Source organism: Psychroflexus aestuariivivens (assembly GCF_004010055.1).
Taxonomy (GTDB): domain Bacteria; phylum Bacteroidota; class Bacteroidia; order Flavobacteriales; family Flavobacteriaceae; genus Psychroflexus; species Psychroflexus aestuariivivens.
In genome coordinates, this window is record NZ_RQVT01000015.1 from 18,632 (window position 1) to 38,490 (window position 19,859).

At 35.0% G+C, this 19,859-nt stretch carries 14 protein-coding genes and 1 tRNA gene; 10 read left to right on the forward strand and 5 right to left on the reverse strand.

Going from position 1 to position 19,859, the window contains the following annotated elements; genetic code table 11:
* Window positions 1-35 precede the first annotated feature (35 nt).
* Window positions 36-109 (reverse strand) — tRNA-Ile (locus EIG86_RS02560).
* An 86-nt stretch (window positions 110-195) separates the two neighbouring features.
* Window positions 196-597, reverse strand: a complete 402-nt coding sequence (mce, locus tag EIG86_RS02565) for a methylmalonyl-CoA epimerase (protein WP_127844585.1) — start codon at window positions 595-597, stop codon at window positions 196-198.
* Window positions 598-656: 59 nt separating this feature from the next.
* Between mce and rbfA the strand changes: the two genes are divergently transcribed.
* The 5 genes from rbfA (at window position 657) to EIG86_RS02590 (ending at window position 9,307) form a co-directional block, all read left to right on the forward strand.
* Window positions 657-1,049, forward strand: coding sequence for a 30S ribosome-binding factor RbfA (gene rbfA, locus EIG86_RS02570; RefSeq protein WP_127844586.1), 393 nt, complete (start codon window positions 657-659; stop codon window positions 1,047-1,049).
* A complete protein-coding gene (locus tag EIG86_RS02575; protein ID WP_127844587.1) occupies window positions 1,046-2,242 on the forward strand; it encodes an ABC transporter permease in 1,197 nt (398 codons plus the stop codon). The genes rbfA and EIG86_RS02575 overlap by 4 nt, the downstream gene beginning before the upstream one ends.
* A 213-nt stretch (window positions 2,243-2,455) precedes the next feature.
* Window positions 2,456-2,656, forward strand: a complete 201-nt coding sequence (locus EIG86_RS02580; protein ID WP_127844588.1) for a hypothetical protein — start codon at window positions 2,456-2,458, stop codon at window positions 2,654-2,656.
* 588 nt (window positions 2,657-3,244) lie between these two features.
* Window positions 3,245-9,085 (forward strand): fibronectin type III domain-containing protein, encoded by a 5,841-nt coding sequence (locus EIG86_RS02585; protein ID WP_127844589.1) that lies wholly within the window; start codon window positions 3,245-3,247, stop codon window positions 9,083-9,085.
* A 48-nt stretch (window positions 9,086-9,133) separates the two neighbouring features.
* A complete protein-coding gene (locus EIG86_RS02590) occupies window positions 9,134-9,307 on the forward strand; it encodes a hypothetical protein (RefSeq protein ID WP_240032160.1) in 174 nt (57 codons plus the stop codon).
* Window positions 9,308-9,742: 435 nt separating this feature from the next.
* On the opposite strand, the gene EIG86_RS02595 is transcribed toward EIG86_RS02590, so the two are convergent.
* Genes EIG86_RS02595 through EIG86_RS02605 form a run of 3 tightly spaced genes read right to left on the reverse strand, consistent with a single transcriptional unit; the run spans window position 9,743 to window position 14,130 of the window.
* Entirely contained in the window at window positions 9,743-11,572 is a 1,830-nt protein-coding gene (locus EIG86_RS02595; RefSeq protein ID WP_127844591.1) for a M1 family metallopeptidase, read from the reverse strand.
* Window positions 11,573-11,574: 2 nt separating this feature from the next.
* Entirely contained in the window at window positions 11,575-13,254 is a 1,680-nt protein-coding gene (locus EIG86_RS02600; RefSeq protein ID WP_127844592.1) for a S8 family peptidase, read from the reverse strand.
* 18 nt (window positions 13,255-13,272) lie between these two features.
* The gene (locus tag EIG86_RS02605; RefSeq protein WP_127844593.1) at window positions 13,273-14,130 is read right to left on the reverse strand and encodes an MBL fold metallo-hydrolase; all 858 of its coding nucleotides are present in this window, start codon (window positions 14,128-14,130) and stop codon (window positions 13,273-13,275) included.
* A 98-nt stretch (window positions 14,131-14,228) separates the two neighbouring features.
* Between EIG86_RS02605 and EIG86_RS02610 the strand changes: the two genes are divergently transcribed.
* The 5 genes from EIG86_RS02610 (at window position 14,229) to sufB (ending at window position 19,844) form a co-directional block, all read left to right on the forward strand.
* Window positions 14,229-16,154 (forward strand): cation:proton antiporter, encoded by a 1,926-nt coding sequence (locus EIG86_RS02610; RefSeq protein ID WP_127844594.1) that lies wholly within the window; start codon window positions 14,229-14,231, stop codon window positions 16,152-16,154.
* Between the two features lie 13 nt (window positions 16,155-16,167).
* Window positions 16,168-17,268, forward strand: a complete 1,101-nt coding sequence (gene dprA, locus EIG86_RS02615; RefSeq protein ID WP_127844595.1) for a DNA-processing protein DprA — start codon at window positions 16,168-16,170, stop codon at window positions 17,266-17,268.
* 22 nt (window positions 17,269-17,290) lie between these two features.
* Window positions 17,291-17,764 carry a hypothetical protein gene (locus EIG86_RS02620; protein WP_127844596.1) on the forward strand — a complete coding sequence of 158 codons (474 nt, stop codon included), beginning with the start codon at window positions 17,291-17,293 and terminating at the stop codon, window positions 17,762-17,764.
* Between the two features lie 286 nt (window positions 17,765-18,050).
* Complete coding sequence (locus tag EIG86_RS02625) at window positions 18,051-18,380, forward strand: HesB/IscA family protein (RefSeq protein WP_127844597.1); 330 nt, start codon at window positions 18,051-18,053, stop codon at window positions 18,378-18,380.
* A gap of 18 nt (window positions 18,381-18,398) precedes the next feature.
* Window positions 18,399-19,844, forward strand: a complete 1,446-nt coding sequence (sufB, locus tag EIG86_RS02630) for a Fe-S cluster assembly protein SufB (protein WP_127844598.1) — start codon at window positions 18,399-18,401, stop codon at window positions 19,842-19,844.
* The last annotated feature ends 15 nt before the right edge of the window (window positions 19,845-19,859 follow it).

Consider the following 19,859-nt stretch of genomic DNA (forward strand, 5'->3'; position numbering starts at 1 on the left):
AGCACTGAAAAACAAGCGATTTAGGGTTTAAAAAGTGGTCCCACTTGGACTCGAACCAAGGGCCACCTGATTATGAGTCAGGTGCTCTAACCAGCTGAGCTATGGGACCAGAAACAAAAAATTAATTTTTATTTCGTTAGAGGTTGCAAAAATAAGGATAAGTTTAATATCCGCCAAAACTATTTTCAAAATATATTACTCAATTTCTTGACATAACTCTACCAGAACACCATGATTTGATTTTGGGTGGAGAAAAGCAATCATTTTGTTGTCGGCACCTTTTTTAGCCGTTTTATTTAGTAATTGAAAGCCTTTATCTTCCAGAGTTTTAATTTCAGTTTCAATATCACTGACAGCAAATGCGATATGGTGAATACCTTCTCCTTTTTTGTCTATAAATTTAGCAATGGGACTGTCATCATTTGTAGCTGCCAACAATTCAATCTTGCTTTCGCCAGATTTGAAAAACATCGTGGCGACACCTTCACTTTCCACATGTTCTGTTTTGTAAGGTGCTTCATTCATAAGTAATTCATACGTTTTTGCAGCTTCCTCTAAATTGTTGACGGCAATGCCAATGTGTTCTATTTTTTTCATTTTAACTGAATATGGTATTTTTACAAATGTATCACAACTTAAAATTTTACCTTTGCAAAATGGAATCTAATAGACAAAAAAAAATAGCCGGCATTATCCAAAAAGATTTAGCCGAAGTCATACAGTTGGAACTGAAATCGGCTGGCACTTCAAATTTGATCGTTTCAGTCACGAAAGTCCGTGTGACGCCAGACTTGCTTCAAGCTAGAGCGCACTTAAGTATTTTTCCTTCTGACAGAGCTGAAGCTGTGGTTGAAGAAATCAGCCAATTGAAACCGAAAATTAAACACCAAATCGCACAACGTACTAAGAATCAGTTGCGACGTATGCCTGAGTTGAGTTTTTATAACGATGATTCTATTGAATACATCAACGATTTGGAACAAGCTTTTAAGGGGAAAGATAACCCGATTAAAAATCCTGATTTACTAGACAAGCGTAAAAAAAGTTGAAGGTTTCTCTTTACATCGCCAAGCGTTATCTATTTTCTAAAAGCACAAATAATGCCATCAATATCATAACTGGTATTGCTGCTATTGGTGTTATGACTGGCGCATTGGCTTTGTTTGTAGTTTTGTCTGCCTTTTCTGGTTTAAAGGAGTTTAGTTTGTCATTTACAAACAAATTCGATCCAGATTTGAAAGTGCTCCCCGCAAGTGGCAAAAGTTTTCTAGTCGATGACAAACAACATCAAGCTCTGAAAGAATATGACGCTGTAATCAACTATTCTGAAGTTGTTGAAGAGCGCGTCTTGCTGAGTTTTAAAAATAAAAAGATTCCTGCATTTATCAAAGGCGTAGATTCAGCTTACTCTAATGTCAATTCGATTGAAAACAGTATTTTTTTAGGTGAATGGATCGGAGATAACCCTTACCAAGTCGCTTTAGGCAATGACTTGTCTCGCAAGTTGTCAACTGGCATTCGTGATTATTCTGCAGTTTTGAAATTCTATGTTCCAAAACCTGGCAAGGGGCAAATTATGGACGTGCGTGATGCCTTCCGTACTGCGAATGCAACTGTGGTTGGAATTTATTCTATCAATGAAGAACTAGATAAGAAATTTGCTTTTACAGATATTGAATTTGCCCGAAATTTATTGAAAATGAAAGCTAATGAAGTGTCCGGGCTTGAGTTGAAAATTGATCCAGAACAAGATTTGACCGCCGTAAAAACCAAATTGAAATCTATTTTCGATAACCAAGTTGAGGTAAAAGATCGCATAGAATTGAATGACAGTTTGTACAAAATGTTGAATACTGAAAATTTGGCGGTTTATCTTATTTTTACTTTGGTTGTGATTATCGCTTTGTTCAACGTTATTGGTTCAATTATCATGGCGATTCTAGACAAAAGACAAAACTCAAGAACGCTACAGCATTTAGGGCTTACGAACTTATCCATTCAGCGTATTTTCTTTTTTCAAGGCAGTTTGATGACCGTATTAGGTGGCGGTTTAGGTTTGCTATTAGGTGTCATATTGGTTTTGACTCAGATTTGGTTTAAGTGGATTATGATAACACCAAATTTGTCGTATCCAGTAGTCTTGGAAATTAAGAATTTGGTAATAGTATTTATAACCATTTCTACACTAGGAATTATAGCTTCTTATGTGGCTTCCAAAAGTGTCCGAAAATCATTAAATTAAAAGATTTTATTTTTGTAAAATTTAAATTTAACAGCTTTTTTTAGCCTGATTTGCTACGATTTTCCTAAGTTTAATACTGAATTAACATGAACTCAATAAATTTGTTTACCTTTACAAAGCATTATAAGTTTAAACTAATTTGAATTTTTTTTTAACTTTGTATGCTTTAAAACTTATACTATTTAGAACAAAATAAAATATAAATCAGAAATAATGAAAAACCTATCTAAAACTACTAAATTTCGAAATGCCATGATTTTGGCTGTTTTAACCTTAATAACCACTGCTAGTTATGCGCAATTACCTCCTGGTTTTGATTCTTCAGTAGAAGATGCAGAACTGCCGATTAGTGGTTTAGTTGCACTGGGACTTGTTGTCGGTGGAATTATCGGTGTAAAAAAGCTGAAAAAATAAGTTAGTTTTTTCTTATTAAATTTTTCAACCTGTAGCATTAATTTGTTACAGGTTTTCGTGTTAAGTTTTTTTTTGACTTACCTCATAATTGTTTAAGTATCCTTACTTAGAAAGCTTATGAATAATTCTTGTACCGAATTCATGGGCAGAACTAATTCTTGTTTTTATTTCTATTCCTTCAAAGCGTTTTTCAATTCATTTCAGTTCAATAAGCTGAAACGAATCTTATGAATTTTATTCTTAGAAGTTATCATTATAGAAATTCGCTATTTTAAAATATGCCTCACTTCAATGCTGAATTTTTTCTAATTTTTCACAAATTACATTTCCGATTTCCAAATTTTTATAAGGTGAACTGTTGTTAATATTAATTAAATAAAATAATTTATTTTTTGGTCAGTATAGCTTGTTTTATGAAGGCTTAAACATCCTTTTTATATGTATTATTTTAATAAACAATGCTTTAAAGTATATTCTATTTGCAAATTAACTTTATATTTCGTTAATTTGAGCTTAATCTTTAATGTTTGGTTAACATTAGGTTGTAAATATATTTTAACGCTTGATTACTAATTAAAACTAAGAATTATGAAAATTAAATTACTAAGATTATTTTGCTTAGCCATGTTTATGGCTCTAGTTAGCTATTCTGGCTATGCGCAATGTAATTACACATTACTTATGGAAGATTCATATGGTGATGGCTGGAATGGTAATACCATGGATGTATCAGTAAATGGTGTTGTCGTTTTAAGCGATGTTACAGTATCAGCCTCTGATAATGGAGGAGATTTTAATGAAATATCATTCTCTGTTGAAACTGGTGATGAAATCACAACAATATGGAATGGTGGTGGAAGCTATGGTTACGAAACATCTTATGAAATCAAGAACGTGAACGGGACTGTAGTAGGTTCTGGTGAAGAAACATCGATTCCAACCGCTATTATTGCTGAGTGTCCTTCGTGTTTAGTACCAGAAAACCTTACAATTTCAAATGTTACATCTACATCCGCAGACGTAACTTGGGATGCTTCTTCAACAGAAGACGGTGGTTATGAATATGTGATTGTCCTAAGTGGAGATGGAGTAGAAACCGGCACTTCAGTGGCTGAAGCTTCAACTTCAGTCACAGTTTCAGAATTGTCTTCGAATACAGCTTATGATGTTTATGTCAGAACGCTTTGTGGTGAAGAAACAAGCGACTGGTCTAGTGCAGAAAGTTTTACCACAGCATGTGTGGTAGCAGAAACAGACTATATAGAAGATTTCACTACTTATTTAAATGATTGCTGGACAGAAGCTACTGGTGACAATATCGCTCCTTCTACTTTTGGCTCATCCTCTTGGGGATCAGATGGTTTTGCTAATAACGGAACTACAGGAGCAGCAAGATATAATATGTATACCAATACAACTGCACAATGGCTAATTAGTCAAAGTATTAATATTGGAAATGCAGGTGATCACCAACTGGAATATGATATTGCTCTTACAGCTTATAACTCAACTTCGGCTGCATCTTTTAGTGAAGATGAAGAGGTTGGTGTGATGATTACAACAGATGATGGTCAGACTTGGACTAATTTAATGACTTACACTGCGGGTTCAGAGCCTTCTAACACAGGAGATAGTGAAATCATTGATTTGACAAGTTATTCGGGCGTGATTCAGGTTGGTTTTTATGCCATTGCTAGTGCTCCAACTGCAAGTGACCATGACTTGTTTATCGATAACTTTAGAGTTAGGGAAACACCGAGTTGTACAGTGGCGTCAAACTTAAGTACAGAAAATATCACGATTTCCACAGCAGATCTATCTTGGGATACTTCAGAATCATCAGAAGGCGGTTATGAATATGTGGTTGTGCCAAGTGGCGATGCTGTAGAAACTGGCACGCCAGTGTTAGAAACTTCGAATTCTGCTACAGTATCTGAATTAGATTCAGCTACAGACTATGATGTTTATGTAAGAACTCTTTGTGGTGAATTAACAAGCGAATGGTCTAGTGCAGAAAGTTTTACTACAGCATGTACTGCATTTGGAGATTTTATAGAAAATTTTGATGATGATGCAGTCGATACAGTTCCTGTTTGTTGGAGTGTTGTAGCTCAAACAACTAGTGGTTTCGCTTCAGCAGATATTTATAATTTTTCATCACCAAATTCTGGAGCTAATCATTTTAGAATGTACAATTCAGGTGATTCAGAAGCTGTATTTTACTTAGTTACACCAGAACTGACAGATTTACCAAATGATACCCATCGATTAAAATTTTATGGTAGAAATTCTGATGGTATTTTAGAAGTAGGAACGATGAGTGACCCATCTGATGCTGCTACTTTTACATCAGTACAATCAGTCAGTTTGACGGATACTTATCAAGAATTTATTATTAATTTTGATCAATCTACAACAGATGATTATATAGTTTTTAAATCTACTTTTCCAAACACTTACGACTACGTTTATTTAGATGATATTGTATGGGAACCAATTCCTAGTTGTTTTAAACCTACCAATCTAACCGCTTCAGAGTTAAGTCAAAATTCTGCAACATTAAGTTGGGATGAAGAAAGCCCTAGCACAGCTACTAATGGTTACGAGTGGGTAGTTATGGCAAGTGGCGATGCTGCAGATGCTGCCTCTGCTGTTGCAACAGGAAGTGTAGCTAATGGTGTTTTTACAGTAAACGCTACAGGTTTGAATCCTAATATGGATTATGATGCTTTTGTACGGAGTAATTGTGGTAGCGAGGAAGATAGTGCGTGGTCTAATGCACATAGTTTTTCAACACCTTGCGAAGCTTTTTCTATTCCTTTTTCCGAAAACTTTGATTCATCTACTACAGGAAGCACAAGTAATTCCAATGCACCAGATTGTTGGAGTTTTATAGATAGTGGAACCGGTTATGCTTATGTTTCCAGTTCAACGGCACAGTCTGGTGTAAATTCTTTTCGATTATATAATTCAGGAGATTCAACTGGAGATTATATGTTGATTTCACCTGAAATTGCTGAGTTAACAACCGATGGTGTGCAAGTGAACTTTAGTGTGGATGGCAGTTCAGGACAAGATTTAGAAATCGGTACAATTACAGATCCTAATGACGCCTCTACTTTTACAGTTATCTCCACAATCACTTTGGAAACGTCTTCGTATGAAGATTATGAATTCAATATATTTCCTGTAACCGATAGTCATTTTGCGATTCGTCATGGACAAAACAGTACTTATTATTCATTTTATATAGATGATATTGAATTCACAGATATACCAAACTGCTTGCCTCCAGAAAATTTATCAGCTGACCCATCTTCAAATTCTGTAGAATTATCATGGGATATCTCTCCAACTGAACAAGGCGGATATTTATGGGCGGTTTATAATGAAGGAGGTGAGTATAATGTAGATTCTCCACTAGATTTTAACACTACATTTATTGGTCAAAGTTCAGTAACTGTTACGGGACTTAGTCCGAATACTACTTACGACGCATATGTAGCAACCAATTGTGGTAGTGAAAATGGTGGATTTAGTGAACCAACTGAAATGTTAAGGTTTACAACACCTTGTGAAGCTTTTTCTATTCCTTTTTCCGAAAACTTTGATTCATCTACCACTGGAAGTACAAGTAATTCCAATGCACCAGATTGTTGGAGTTTTATAGATGATGGAAGCGGCTATGCTTATGTTTCCAGTTCAACGGCACAATCTGGTGTAAATTCTTTTCGATTATATAATTCAGGAGATTTAACTGGCGATTATATGTTGATTTCACCTGAGATTGCTGAGTTAGCAACAGAGGGTGCGCAAGTGAACTTTAGTGTGGATGGTAGTTCAGGACAAGATTTAGAAATTGGTACAATTACAGATCCTAATGATGCCTCTACTTTTACAGTTATCTCCACAATCACTTTGGAAACGTCTTCATATGAAGATTATGAATTCAATATATTTCCTGGCACTGATAGTCATTTTGCAATTCGTCATGGACAAAACAGTACTTATTATTCATTTTATATAGATGATATTGAAATTAATGAACTTCCATCTTGCTTAGCTCCGGGAAATCCTTCAGCTGTAGTCAATTTTGCTAATTCTTCATTAGATTTATCTTGGGATGCATCACCAACTGAAGATGGTGGTGGTTATGAATTAGCTATTGTTCTTAGTGGACAATCTCCTGACGAAACAGAGACTTTACTTGTAGAATCGACATCATATTCAGGATCGCTAGAGGGTGCTCCTAGTTCGACTACTTTTGATTTTTATGTAAGAACAATTTGTGGAGTAGAAGAAGTTAGTGCATGGTCAGATCCTGCTAGTTTTACGACCCCGCCTTCTAACGACAATCCTTGCAATGCTATTGCTTTAACTGTCGGTGATGTTCCTTTAGGTGATACTTTTTCTAATCTTGGTGCAAGTGCTCAAACTGGAGAACCAGATGAGAATCTAGACAATGGTGCTGAAGCTACAGTTTGGTTTACTTTTGAAGCTCCTGCTTCAGGAAGTGTAAGAGTTTCTACAGATTATGCAGGCGGTACATTTATTGATACAGAAATCGCTGTCTATTCAGTCGGTAGTTGTGATGATTTTGATACTTATACTCAACTTGCTTTTGATCAAGATGGTGGAACTACTGTTAATTTCAATTCCATATTAGAGGTATATGACTTAACAGAAGGCGAAACTTATGCTATTCAGGTAGACCGTTGGGGAAGCTCAGCGGAAGGCACTTTTGGTATTAGTGTAGAAGATATTGGTTACGTTTATGATAACTCAACTTGGACACCTGCAGACCCTAGTGGTATTGCTTCCGATTTCAATAGGATTATTATAAAGAATGGGACTGGTGTAATTACTGCAGATACCGATGCTTACGATGTGGTTGTTGAACCAGTAGCGGTCTTAAGCTTACAGGCAGACTTAACTGCAGATGTGAAATTTATGAGCAATGCTTCAAGTACAGCACAATTAGATGATGCCACAGGCTTCTCAATTACAGGAGATGTTACTGTAGAAAGATACTTCCCTGCTAACCGTAGCTTTAGATTTGTGACTTCAGCAGTAGATTCAGATGCTAGTATTTATGATAACTGGCAAGAAGGCGGTAGCTCGCCATCAGGCTATGGTACTCATATTACCGGAAGTACCGATGGCTCTAATGGTTTTGACCAAACAGGAACTGGTACTTTGTCATTTTTTGGATTCGACAATACAGCCCAAACTTGGACAGATGTTACAAATACAGATGTTGATGCATTGGTTGCTGGAACACCTTATCGTCTTTATGTTCGCGGCGATAGAAATATCGACTTAACGGATAATGAAGCTGAGAGTGCGACTGTCTTGAGAGCAACAGGAAGTTTGAAAATAGGAAATGTTGTTGCAAGTGGTTTGGGAGAAACAGCTAACAATTTTAGTTTTATTGGAAATCCATACCAAGCGACAGTGGATGCGAGCAGCATTACTTTTGATAACGTAGTGCCAAGCTTTTATTGGGTCTGGGATCCTAATATGAATGTAGATGGTTCTTATGTTGTAGTTGACTTGAGCGATGGATCGAACCCTGGAACTTCTCAAGCCAATCAATATTTGCAGCCTGGTCAAGCGGCATTTGTTATGACGATCGCTGATGGACCTGCTTCTGTTACTTTTTCTGAAACGTCTAAAAATGTGAATGAAGTCAGTAATGCGGTTTTCTCTAATGATAATGAGCCACGATTGAACTTAAGATTATACGAAAGCCAAATCTTACAGGATGGTGGAATGGAATTCGATGCTTTTGGTATTCGATTTAAGTCAAGCGGAAATAATGCTGTAGATTTTCAAGATGCGCCAAAAATGGGTAATCCGGCTGAAAATTTAGCCAGATTGAATGGTAATGATTTCTTAAGTATTGAAAATCGTGAGCTTCCTCAAGATGGAGAAATATTAAGCATTGCAGCTTACAATTTCGAACACACCAATTATACATTTGAAGCTGATTTATCATATTTTACTGATAATGTTACAGTGTTTTTGAACGACAATTACACAGGCACGCAAACCGTACTTGATAATGGTGTCAATTATATCGATTTTAGTGTAGATTCTTCTATTCCAGAAAGCATATCGATGACTAGATTCAGTATCAGTTTTGAAGTTATCACTTTAGGTGTTTCTGATGAGTTTGGAAACAGTTTTAGAGTGTATCCAAATCCAGTGACTAATCAAGAATTTACAATTCAAACCAGTCATTTGGCAGGAGAAGAGGTAAGCTTGAAGCTATTCAATATTTCAGGTCAGTCTGTGATGACAAAAAACTTGAAAGTCGATGGTAATGGTAGCTTAAATGTTCAGACCAGTCAATTATCATCTGGTGTCTACATTCTAGAGTTGACCCAAGGCAAGCAGTCTTACAAAGAGAAATTAATTATTAAATAAGCAATTATGAATAATAATCAGCTAAATAAAAAGCAGTACAAGCCATACATGATATGGCTTGTACTAAGCTTTGTAACTTGTGTAAGTTACGCACAATTGCCACCTGGTTTTGATTCTTCTGTAGAAGATGCTGAACTACCAATTAGTGGTTTAATTGCACTTGGTTTAGTAATAGGTGGAATTATAGGTGTTAAGAAGTTTCGTCAAAGCAAAAAAGACTAACCAGAGTCCACTATAATTGTTTAATTTTTTTAAAATTGAAAAACCGTCTCATCATGAGGCGGTTTTTTGTGTTTATAACTTAGTTCTGAAGTTTAAATTGGTATTAAACCTTCAGGGGAATCAAAACAATTCAAGTCAGCTTCTATTATAAATATTGAGTTATGGAATTCATAATCATATATTTCACTTTCAAATTAAACATAGAGCTTACATTATTAAAGTTGGATTCAAGAAATAATTAAATCTCGATATTTCAATAGGTTTGAATTGTCTAAAAAAAGCTAAAAAATTCTATGTTAGTGACAATTTATGAAGAGTAGTCTTGCTGTTTTTATAAACCTTAAAATTCGGTCAAAAAAAAATGTTGAGAAAATTCTTTCTCAACATTTTTATAATTTAATAACTAATACAATAATGTAAAAATCAAACTAGTGCTTAATCTTCAATAAGTTCAATTACATTATTTTTTCGATTTATATCAGCCATTAATTTAGATGGGTCAATTTCAATTTTAGAGACGCCAAATCTTGCTGTTGGAACTTCTAAATTGTAAGTTGGGTATGACCAAGCCCAATCTTCAAGAATATCAGCATCTATCATTTTTTCCCATCTCATAATTCTTAATGGAATATATTTCATTTCTGTATCACCGTTGGTGTAAGTAATTTCGACTTCAATTGGCATAGGTGTCTGACCTATTCGTTCTAAAGTGATAATTGTAACTTCTGGCTCTGTATCAACATCTTTGATGCCATAGTCAACTACGTTAGTTGTTCTTGTCCAATCGTTGAGATACCAATTTAACTCTGCACCGCTAACTTTTTCAGCAATACGGATGAAATCATTTGGTGTTGGATGTTTAAACTGCCATTCGTCAAAATAGCGTTTCAGAGTTTTTTCTACATTTTCTTTTCCAATCAAATAATCAAGTTGTGCTAAAAACACAGCACCTTTAGAATAAGCTGAAATTCCATAAGCTTGGTTGTATTTATATCGATCTGCATGTGTAGTTTGTGGTTGTTCAAATCCTGAATTTGCTAAACTTACATAACCTCTATAGGCATTTTCAAGAGGGTGTGTTTGATCTTGATCCATAATTTCGTTCATCGCTAAGGTAGAAATGTAGGTTGTAAAACCTTCATCCATCCATTCGTGTTGCGCTTCGTCTGTAGCCAAAATGTGTTGAAACCATGCATGAGCCATTTCATGTGCAGTAACGCCAACTAAGCTTTCAAACTCTCTTTCTCCTGTGATTAAAGTACACATGGCATATTCCATACCACCGTCACCGCCCTGTATGATGGAGTATTGATCGTATGGATATTGACCGATATTTTCATTGAAATATGCTAATAATTCTTCTGTTTTGGGTTGTAATTTTTTCCAATTTTCCTTGATGTCATCATTATCCTTATAAAGAAAATGTAGCGTTGTTCCATCTATAGCTTTTAGTTTATCATGGATATAATCCCGATCTGCTGCCCAAGTGAAATCGTGCACATTTGGTGCAATAAAATGCCATGTCAATTTTTTCCCTTTACGCTTAACGTCAACGCCAGCATCCTCATAACCATAGCCAACTTCATTAGGATTTTGAATGTAACCAGAACCACCTAGGATATAATCTTTATCGATGTTAATTTCAACATCAAAATCACCCCAAACCCCATGGAACTCTCTTCCTATATAAGGATCGGCATGCCAACCTTCAAAATCGTATTCTGCCAATTTAGGATACCATTGGGTCATAGATAACTCAATACCTTCTTCGTTGTTTCTACCTGATCTTCGAATTTGTTTAGGCACTTGCCCGTTGAATTCCATATAAAAAGTTGTAGATTGTCCTGGTAAAATTGGTTTGTTCAATTCTACTTCAAGCACTGTTCCTTCTACTTCGTAATTCAAAGCATTGCCGTTTTGAAGTAATTTTTCAACTTTGATAAAACCGATTTCATCTTCTTCCAATTTTGAAATTCGGTCACCGACGCGACTGTCTGGATCTTCTATCGTTCTAGACCTTATGTCCATTTCACTGTTGGGTTGAAATGCATTAAAATACAAATGATAGAATGCCCGTTTCAGTGTGTCAGGCGAGTTGTTAGTGTAGATAAGCTTCTGTTTTCCTTCATATTGATAGTTTTTGACATCAAAGTCAATATCCATATCATAATTGACATATTGTTGCCAATATCCGGTATTGTTTTGACCAAAAGCGAGTGTCGTAATACATAATACTGTAAAAAGTGTAAATCTAATTTTTCTCATAATTATTTAGTTTTTGAGGCTAATATTATTGCATTGTACATATTAATCATATTTCCAGATACAGAAAGTTCGCTAAAAGGTTTAACGACATTGGCATCTCCGCCAACGATAACTTCTTGGTCTGTTGTCAATCCTGATTCCATAAGAATATCTTTGACTTGCTTAGCGCTTAGTTTCGGATATAAAGATCTTATCATTGCAGCTACACCAGCTACATTTGGAGAAGCCATAGAGGTGCCGCCTAAAAATTCATATTTATTCAAAGGTGTTGTTGCGTAGATTTCCGATCCTGGCGCAAATATATCCACACTATTTTTTCCATAATTAGAAAAACCTGATACCAATTTATCTCCGTATTGAGAAGTGATTGCACCAACATTAATGAAGTTATCAACAAAATTTGCTGAATTTTCAGGGGTTTCGTCATTTGGATAAACTTGCTTTTTATCTAAATTGATGCCCTCGTTTCCTGCAGCATTTACAATCAGAACATCGTTTTCTTCTGCATATTTTATTGCCGCTTTAACCCATTCTGGGTGGACAGAGTAATATTTTCCAAAAGATGTATTGATTACTTTGGCGCCATTATCTACAGCATAGCGGATGCCAAGTGCAATGTCTTTGTCATACTCATCTCCGTCAGGTACTGCACGAATTGGCATAATTAAAACATTGTCTGCAACACCTTTCATTCCTTTTTCGTTTTTCCTCTCTGCAGCAATAATTCCAGCAACATGTGTTCCGTGTTTGGCGTCAGCTTTATCTTCTTGCGGCCCACTCACATCGTTGTTTCCATAATATTTAGTTGAAAAATCATCTTCGTCATCGCCTAAAACTTTGGCTCTGGCATTTAAGTCCAAATTAAAATGAGTTTCCATTCTGCCTTGAAAATAATCTATTGCAGAACTCAGTCGATCTTGAACTTCACCTAAATCTTCACCAATATTGTTCATAATATTCAGTAAAAATATTTTTTGGTTTTGCAAGGCTTCGTCTTCAGTTTCAAAATTGTTGAGTTTTTCTATACTCAATGTATTGGTGTCTAACTCATCTTTGAAATTTTCTTCAGCCATTTGCAATTGATTATTCATTGCTGAATATTGGTTTAAAGCGCCTTGAGATTCCTGAATTTCTTTTTCTAACTCAGCTTTTGCAGCCTTATACATTTCAAATTCATCCGCTTCTTCTGCTGAAATTTCTGAAGTGCGCTTACCTTCAAATTTGTCTTGAAAATCTCTGACGATTCTAGTCATCTCAAGATTTTCTTCTACGATATCACCTAGAAAATTCCAGCCATGAATATCATCTACATAACCATTTTCATCATCATCAATTCCGTTATTAGGAATTTCATCGATGTTGGTCCAAATGACACCTTCCAAATCTTCATGTTCTATGTCAATACCACTGTCTAAAACCGCAACTATGACGGTTTCTCCTTCGTAATCTTTGATGATTTGATCGTAAGCACGGTCAACGCTCATTCCAGGAACTGTGTCAAGAACTAAATCTTTGCTGCCCCAATTTTTAAGCTCATCCTCAGAAAGTTTTACTGTTTTGGCATTGGCCGTATTCAAATTTGGTATTGGTTGAGATTCGATTTTCGGTCCGGTTGCACATCCAATTAATAATCCGGCTGTAATTCCAAATCCGGCAATTTTTTTTAAATATTGTATTCTCATTTTGGTAATTGTATAAAATTAATTAAATAATTCATTAAAAGTAAAAGTCTTATCGTGGCGAACGCCCTTTTCCGTCTGTTTCAAAGAAACAATTTCATTATGAGCATCATGTTCCAGAAACATAAAATAATTATTTGAAGCAGCCTCATCTAAGAATAATTTTTTTTCTTCTAAAGTTATGAGGGGTCTTGTGTCATATCCCATAACAAATGGTAAAGGAATGTGTCCTGCAGTAGGTAGTAAGTCAGCTGAAAAAACAATTTTTTCACCTTTATAATCAATAATAGGAATCATTTGTTTATCAGTGTGACCGTCTGCAAAAAAAACTTCAAACCCGAGTTCTTCGTAAAAGTGTCTTTGTTTGGAACGTTCTAAAAAATGCAATTGTCCGCTTTCCTGCATCGGCAAAAGATTTTCCTTTAGAAATGAAGCTTTCTCTCGGTCATTAGGGTGAATTGCCCAATGCCAATGTGCTTCGTTTGTCCAGAATTTTGCATTTTTGAAAGCTGGTTCGTAACCTGTTTTATCTTTATTCCATTGAATGCTGCCACCACAATGGTCAAAATGTAGATGCGTCAAAAACACATCTGTAATGTCGTTTCTATGAAAACCATGTTTTTTGAGTGACTTATCGATAGAGTGATCTCCCCAACGGTAGTAATAACTGAAAAACTTTTCACTTTGTTTGTCCCCCAAACCAGTATCGATTAATATTAATTTATCGCCATTTTCTATCAATAAACTCGTTGCTGCGATATCGATCATATTGTTGCTGTCGGCAGGATTGGTGCGTTGCCAAAGTGATTTTGGTACTACTCCAAACATGGCGCCACCATCAAGCTTGAAATTGCCAGTTTCTATTGGGTATAATTTCATATCTCTATATTTTTAAAGCAAATTAATAAAAGTGTATTAACTTTGACTTTCATTTCACTTAGATTGTGCTATTTTTAACAAGACAAATTTAACATTTTATGATTGAATTAGCAGGGATTATCATTTTAGGAATATTAGCCCAATGGTTTGCTTGGCGTTTTAAAATTCCAGCTATTTTGCCTTTAATTTTGATTGGCCTTCTGGTCGGACCAATAGCTACATTATACACAGAAGATGGATCTAAGTTAATAGAACCGATTTGGAATGGTGAATCTGGTTTGTTTCCAGGAGAGAGCTTGTTTTATTTTGTTTCGCTAGCGATAGGAATTATTTTGTTTGAGGGTGGCTTAACTTTACGTCGAGGAGAAATTTTGAATGTTGGCCCTGTGATTGTTAAGCTAATTACAATTGCAGTGGTTATTACATTCGTCGGTGCAGGTATGGCAGCACATTGGATACTTGGACTGAGCTGGCAAATTTCATTATTATTTTCTGGTTTAATTATTGTTACTGGACCAACGGTAATCACTCCCATTTTACGAAATATACCGCTCAAAAAGGATGTCTCAACCATTTTAAAATGGGAAGGAATTCTTATAGATCCAATCGGTGCTTTGGTAGCCGTTTTGGTCTTTGAATTTATTTCAGCAGGTGGAGGAGAAGCTTTTACTACAACTGTATTAGTTGAGTTTGGAAAAATTGTGCTTTTTGGATTTACTTTTGGTTTCACTTTTGCAAAAGCATTGGCTTTTTGTATCAAGAAAAAAGTTATTCCTCATTATTTGTTGAATGTATTCACCTTAGCAAGCGTTTTAGGTGTTTTTGTTCTGGCTGACCATTTTGCACATGAAAGTGGACTCCTTGCAGTTGTTGTGATGGGTATTATTATGGGAAATACCAATTTGCCAAATCTTAAGGAATTGTTGTACTTCAAAGAATCTTTGAGTGTTTTATTGATTTCCATATTGTTTATTTTACTAGCAGCCAATATCAATTTTGATAACCTAATGATGGTTTTCAATTGGGAAACATTGATTCTTTTTGCAGTTGTCGTTTTTGTGGTGAGACCTCTAGGTGTGTTTTTGAGCAGTTATAATTCTACTTTAGAAACTCGCGAAAAGTTGTTTATCAGTTGGGTTGGACCACGTGGTATTGTTGCCGCAGGTGTGGCGTCTTTGTTTGGTTTGAAATTGGTAGACCAGGAAGTCACAAATGCAGAATTAATTACGCCATTGGTCTTTGTCATCGTGCTTGGAACAGTTTTGCTAAATGCGACAACAGCACGTCCATTTGCAAAACTTGTCGGTGTATTTTTGAAAGATTCTCAGGGTATTTTAATAGTTGGCTCTTCCTCATTCTCAAGAATTGTTGCTAAATATTTGAAAGATAACGATAGACATGTGGTTATTGTAGATAACAATAAAAGCAACATCGACAAAGCTAAAGAAATGGGATTGGATGCAATCAATGCCAATATTTATTCTGATGATTTGATAGATAATGTCGAATTAAGTGATGTTGGGTATCTTATGGCGTTAACTGGAAATACAGCAGTCAATAAAAAGGCAATTGAAAATTTTGCCAAACAATTTGGCGAGCAAGGTACTTTTAGAGTGATTTCTTCTGAAGAAATGGAAGATCCAGAAAACAATCCAAACGACGGCTTATTTTCACAAACCGATGACTATATCAAGTTGGTTAATTTGACTAGAAAATATCCTGAAATTCACGAAATAGACTTGAATTCTGAAGAGCATTTCCAAGGTTTAATTGAAATCAGTAAAGTTGAGTCAGAAATTATTCCTTTGTTTATAAAGAAACCAGATGGAACGCTGAATATTTTACCTAATGATACTAAAAATATAGACGTAGAAAGTGGTTCTAAATTGGTTTACCTTGGTAAGGCTTTCAAAAAAGAACCTTCAAAGAAAATCGTTGAAGAACAATCAATAAAAGACGAAGAAAAGCCTCCAAAATCACGAGAAAAAGAAAAAAATACTTCAGAAAAAAATCCTAATTTATAAATAGAATTAACCAATGAAAGACACCGAATTACTTCATCTTCTGGCTTTGCACAGAATGAACAATGTCGGTCATATCAATGCCAAAAAACTTATTTCACATTTTGGTAGTGCCACTGCTTTATTCGAAGCTAGTAGAAAAGACTTGTCACAAATTTCTGGTATTGGCGCAAAACGAATTCAAGAAATTCTAGATCCGAGTTATCTAAAAGAAGCCGAATCGGAATTGAAATTTATTTCAGATGAAAAATTTTTAGTCACAGATTATAAAGATCCAAAATATCCATCACGCTTAAAACAATGCATAGATAGTCCTATTTTGTTGTTTTCAAGAGGTAATATTGATATTCAAAATAAGCGCATCATTAGCATTGTTGGTACTCGAAAAATTACAAGTCATGGCATTGCATTTTGTGAAGAATTAGTTGAAAATTTATCACCTTTGGACCCCGTGATTGTTTCTGGGTTAGCTTATGGAGCAGACATTACAGCGCATAAAGCTGCCTTAAAGTATAATTTGCAAACCATAGCTTGCTTGGCGCATGGATTGAATCAGATTTATCCAAAAGTTCATTATAAATACGTTAAAGATATCGAGAAAAACGGCGGTTTTATGACAGATTTCTGTAGCGATGCCAATTTTATACCTAAAAACTTCTTGAGTCGAAACCGATTGGTTGCAGGATTAAGCGAGGCTACAATAGTTATAGAAAGCGCCGAAAAAGGTGGGTCTCTCGTTACTGCGGATATTGCACATTCATACAATCGAGAAGTTTTTGCGGTTCCCGGTCGACCGCAAGACAAGCTTAGCAGTGGTTGCAATATGCTAATCAAACAGCAAAAGGCCCAACTCATTTCAAGTGCTGCTGATGTAGTTTATTTTTTGAATTGGGATATTGATAAAGAAAAACAAAACAAACAAACACAACTTTTTGTTGATTTAAGTCCTCAAGAACAACAAATTGTTGAAAAGTTGGGTTCATTAGGTAAAGCTGAATTAGATGTTTTAGCATTATCTTGCGAATTACCGACTTCGAAGTTAGCGCCAATTTTATTAAATTTGGAGCTTAATGGCTTGGTACGTCCATTGCCTGGAAAGCAATATGAAATCATTTAATTAATTATTTAAAACCAATACAATGTATAAAATTTTTAAAATCTCACTTTTATCATTACTTATCAGCCTTGGTGCCTGTCAGTCCAATAACAATGAAGAAGAATCCAAAGCTTTTGACAAGCAGATGAAAGAAACTGTTAAAATTCACGATGATGTGATGCCTGAATTGGGCGAAATTAATAGCATGATCGAAAGGCTTGAAGCCGAAAAAGAAAATTTAAAATCTGAATCTGAAGATTTGAAAGAAGAAACTTTACGTCCTTATGATCAAGCCATTGTTGATTTGAAAAGATCGCATGAAATGATGATGAGCTGGATGGAAAACTTTAGTAATACCTTTTCTAGAACTGAAATTAACGAAGGACTTCAGGCAAAAGACAAAGACAGTATTAAAGCTAAAATGAAATCATTGAATACACACTACGAAAGTGCAGAGGAGATGAAAAAAGCAATTACTGATGCTTTAGAGAATGCTCAAAAGCTTTTGGCTAAATAAAACAAAATTATATTTCTAAAAATTAAATAAAGCCAAGTTCTTAAGCCTGGCTTTATTTAATTTAAAAAACTACATGTGCTCGATGAGGTTTTCAAAAGCTGCTGAAAAATAATCTTTTTTAGCTAAAATAATAACTATTCAAACTACAAAAACCATTCGGCTATATTCATCGCAGTTATTTATCAATAATATGAATCCATACATAACAAATAATAATGTTAAGTCATATTGTAAGTAAAAGGCTAAATCCTATATTTGTAAATAATTTAGAATAAATCTACAAAAGATGATTAAAGTCAGCGAAGAAGCAAAACAAAAAATATCAAATCTTATGGCTGAAGAAGGTTATAATGTTGATAATCATTTTGTTAGAGTAGGTGTAAAAAGTGGGGGTTGCTCAGGCTTATCTTATGAGTTAAACTTCGATCAGATTCAAAAAGATGATGATAAAATATTTGAAGACAATAATGTTAAAATTGTAATCAATAAAAGCAGCTTTTTATACTTAGTAGGTACCACCTTAGAATATTCCGGTGGTTTGAATGGAAAAGGATTTGTTTTTAATAATCCTAATGCGCAAAGGACTTGCGGTTGTGGTGAAAGTTTTTCACTTTAATTTTTAAGAATACTATTTATGGCATATACAGAACAAGAATTAGAAAAAGAACTTCAGAATAAAGAATATGAATACGGCTTCTACACCGAAATGGAAGCAGACACGTTTCCTCCTGGGCTAAATGAAGATGTTGTTATTGGTATTTCAAAAAAGAAAGGCGAGCCTGATTGGATGACACAGTGGAGATTAGACGCTTACAGACATTGGTTAACTATGGAAGAGCCAAACTGGGCAAACATAGGTTATGAAAAACCAAATTACCAAGCCATTTCTTACTATTCTGCACCAAGTAAAAAACCTAAGTATGATAGCTTAGACGAGGTTGATCCCGAAATGCTAGAAACTTTCAAAAAGTTAGGTATTTCTATAGATGAGCAGAAAAAACTAGCTGGAGTAGCTATGGATGTTGTTATGGATTCAGTTTCAGTAACAACAACTTTCAAGAAAACTTTAGCTGAGAAAGGAATTATTTTTTGTTCTATTTCAGAAGCGATTAAGGAACATCCAGAATTGGTGAAAAAATATATTGGGAGCATCGTGCCTTCTACAGACAATTATTTTGCTGCTTTAAATTCTGCAGTATTTAGTGATGGTTCATTTTGTTATATTCCAAAAGGCGTAAGGTGTCCAATGGAGCTTTCTACATATTTTAGAATCAATCAAGCTGGAACTGGACAATTCGAAAGAACACTTGTAGTAGCTGAAGATTCAAGCTATGTAAGTTATTTAGAAGGTTGTACCGCTCCAATGCGTGATGAAAACCAATTGCATGCTGCCGTTGTAGAACTTGTCGCTTTAGATAATGCTGAAATAAAATATTCTACTGTACAGAACTGGTATCCAGGGAATAAAGAAGGTAAAGGTGGCGTTTATAATTTTGTTACAAAACGCGGTCTTTGTGAAAAGAAAGCCAAAATCAGTTGGACACAAGTTGAAACTGGTTCTGCCGTAACTTGGAAATATCCAAGTTGTATTTTAAAAGGTGATTATTCTACAGGAGAGTTTTACTCTATCGCTGTGACGAACAATTTTCAGCAAGCCGATACAGGAACCAAAATGATTCACTTGGGTAAAAATACCAAAAGTACAATTATTTCAAAAGGTATTTCAGCAGGGAAATCTCAAAATTCCTATCGAGGTTTAGTGCAAATCAATAAACGTGCAGAAAATGCCAGAAATTTCTCTCAATGTGATTCCTTATTGATGGGTAACAAATGTGGTGCACATACTTTTCCATATATAGAAGCTAAGAATAAAACAGCAAAAGTGGAACATGAGGCAACCACCAGCAAAATTGGTGAAGACCAGATATTCTATTGCAATCAACGTGGTATTGATACAGAAAAAGCTATTGCTTTAATAGTCAATGGCTTCAGTAAAGAAGTTTTAAATAAATTACCAATGGAATTTGCAGTAGAAGCTCAAAAATTGCTTGAAATTTCTTTAGAAGGTTCTGTTGGTTAATCATTAATAAATAAT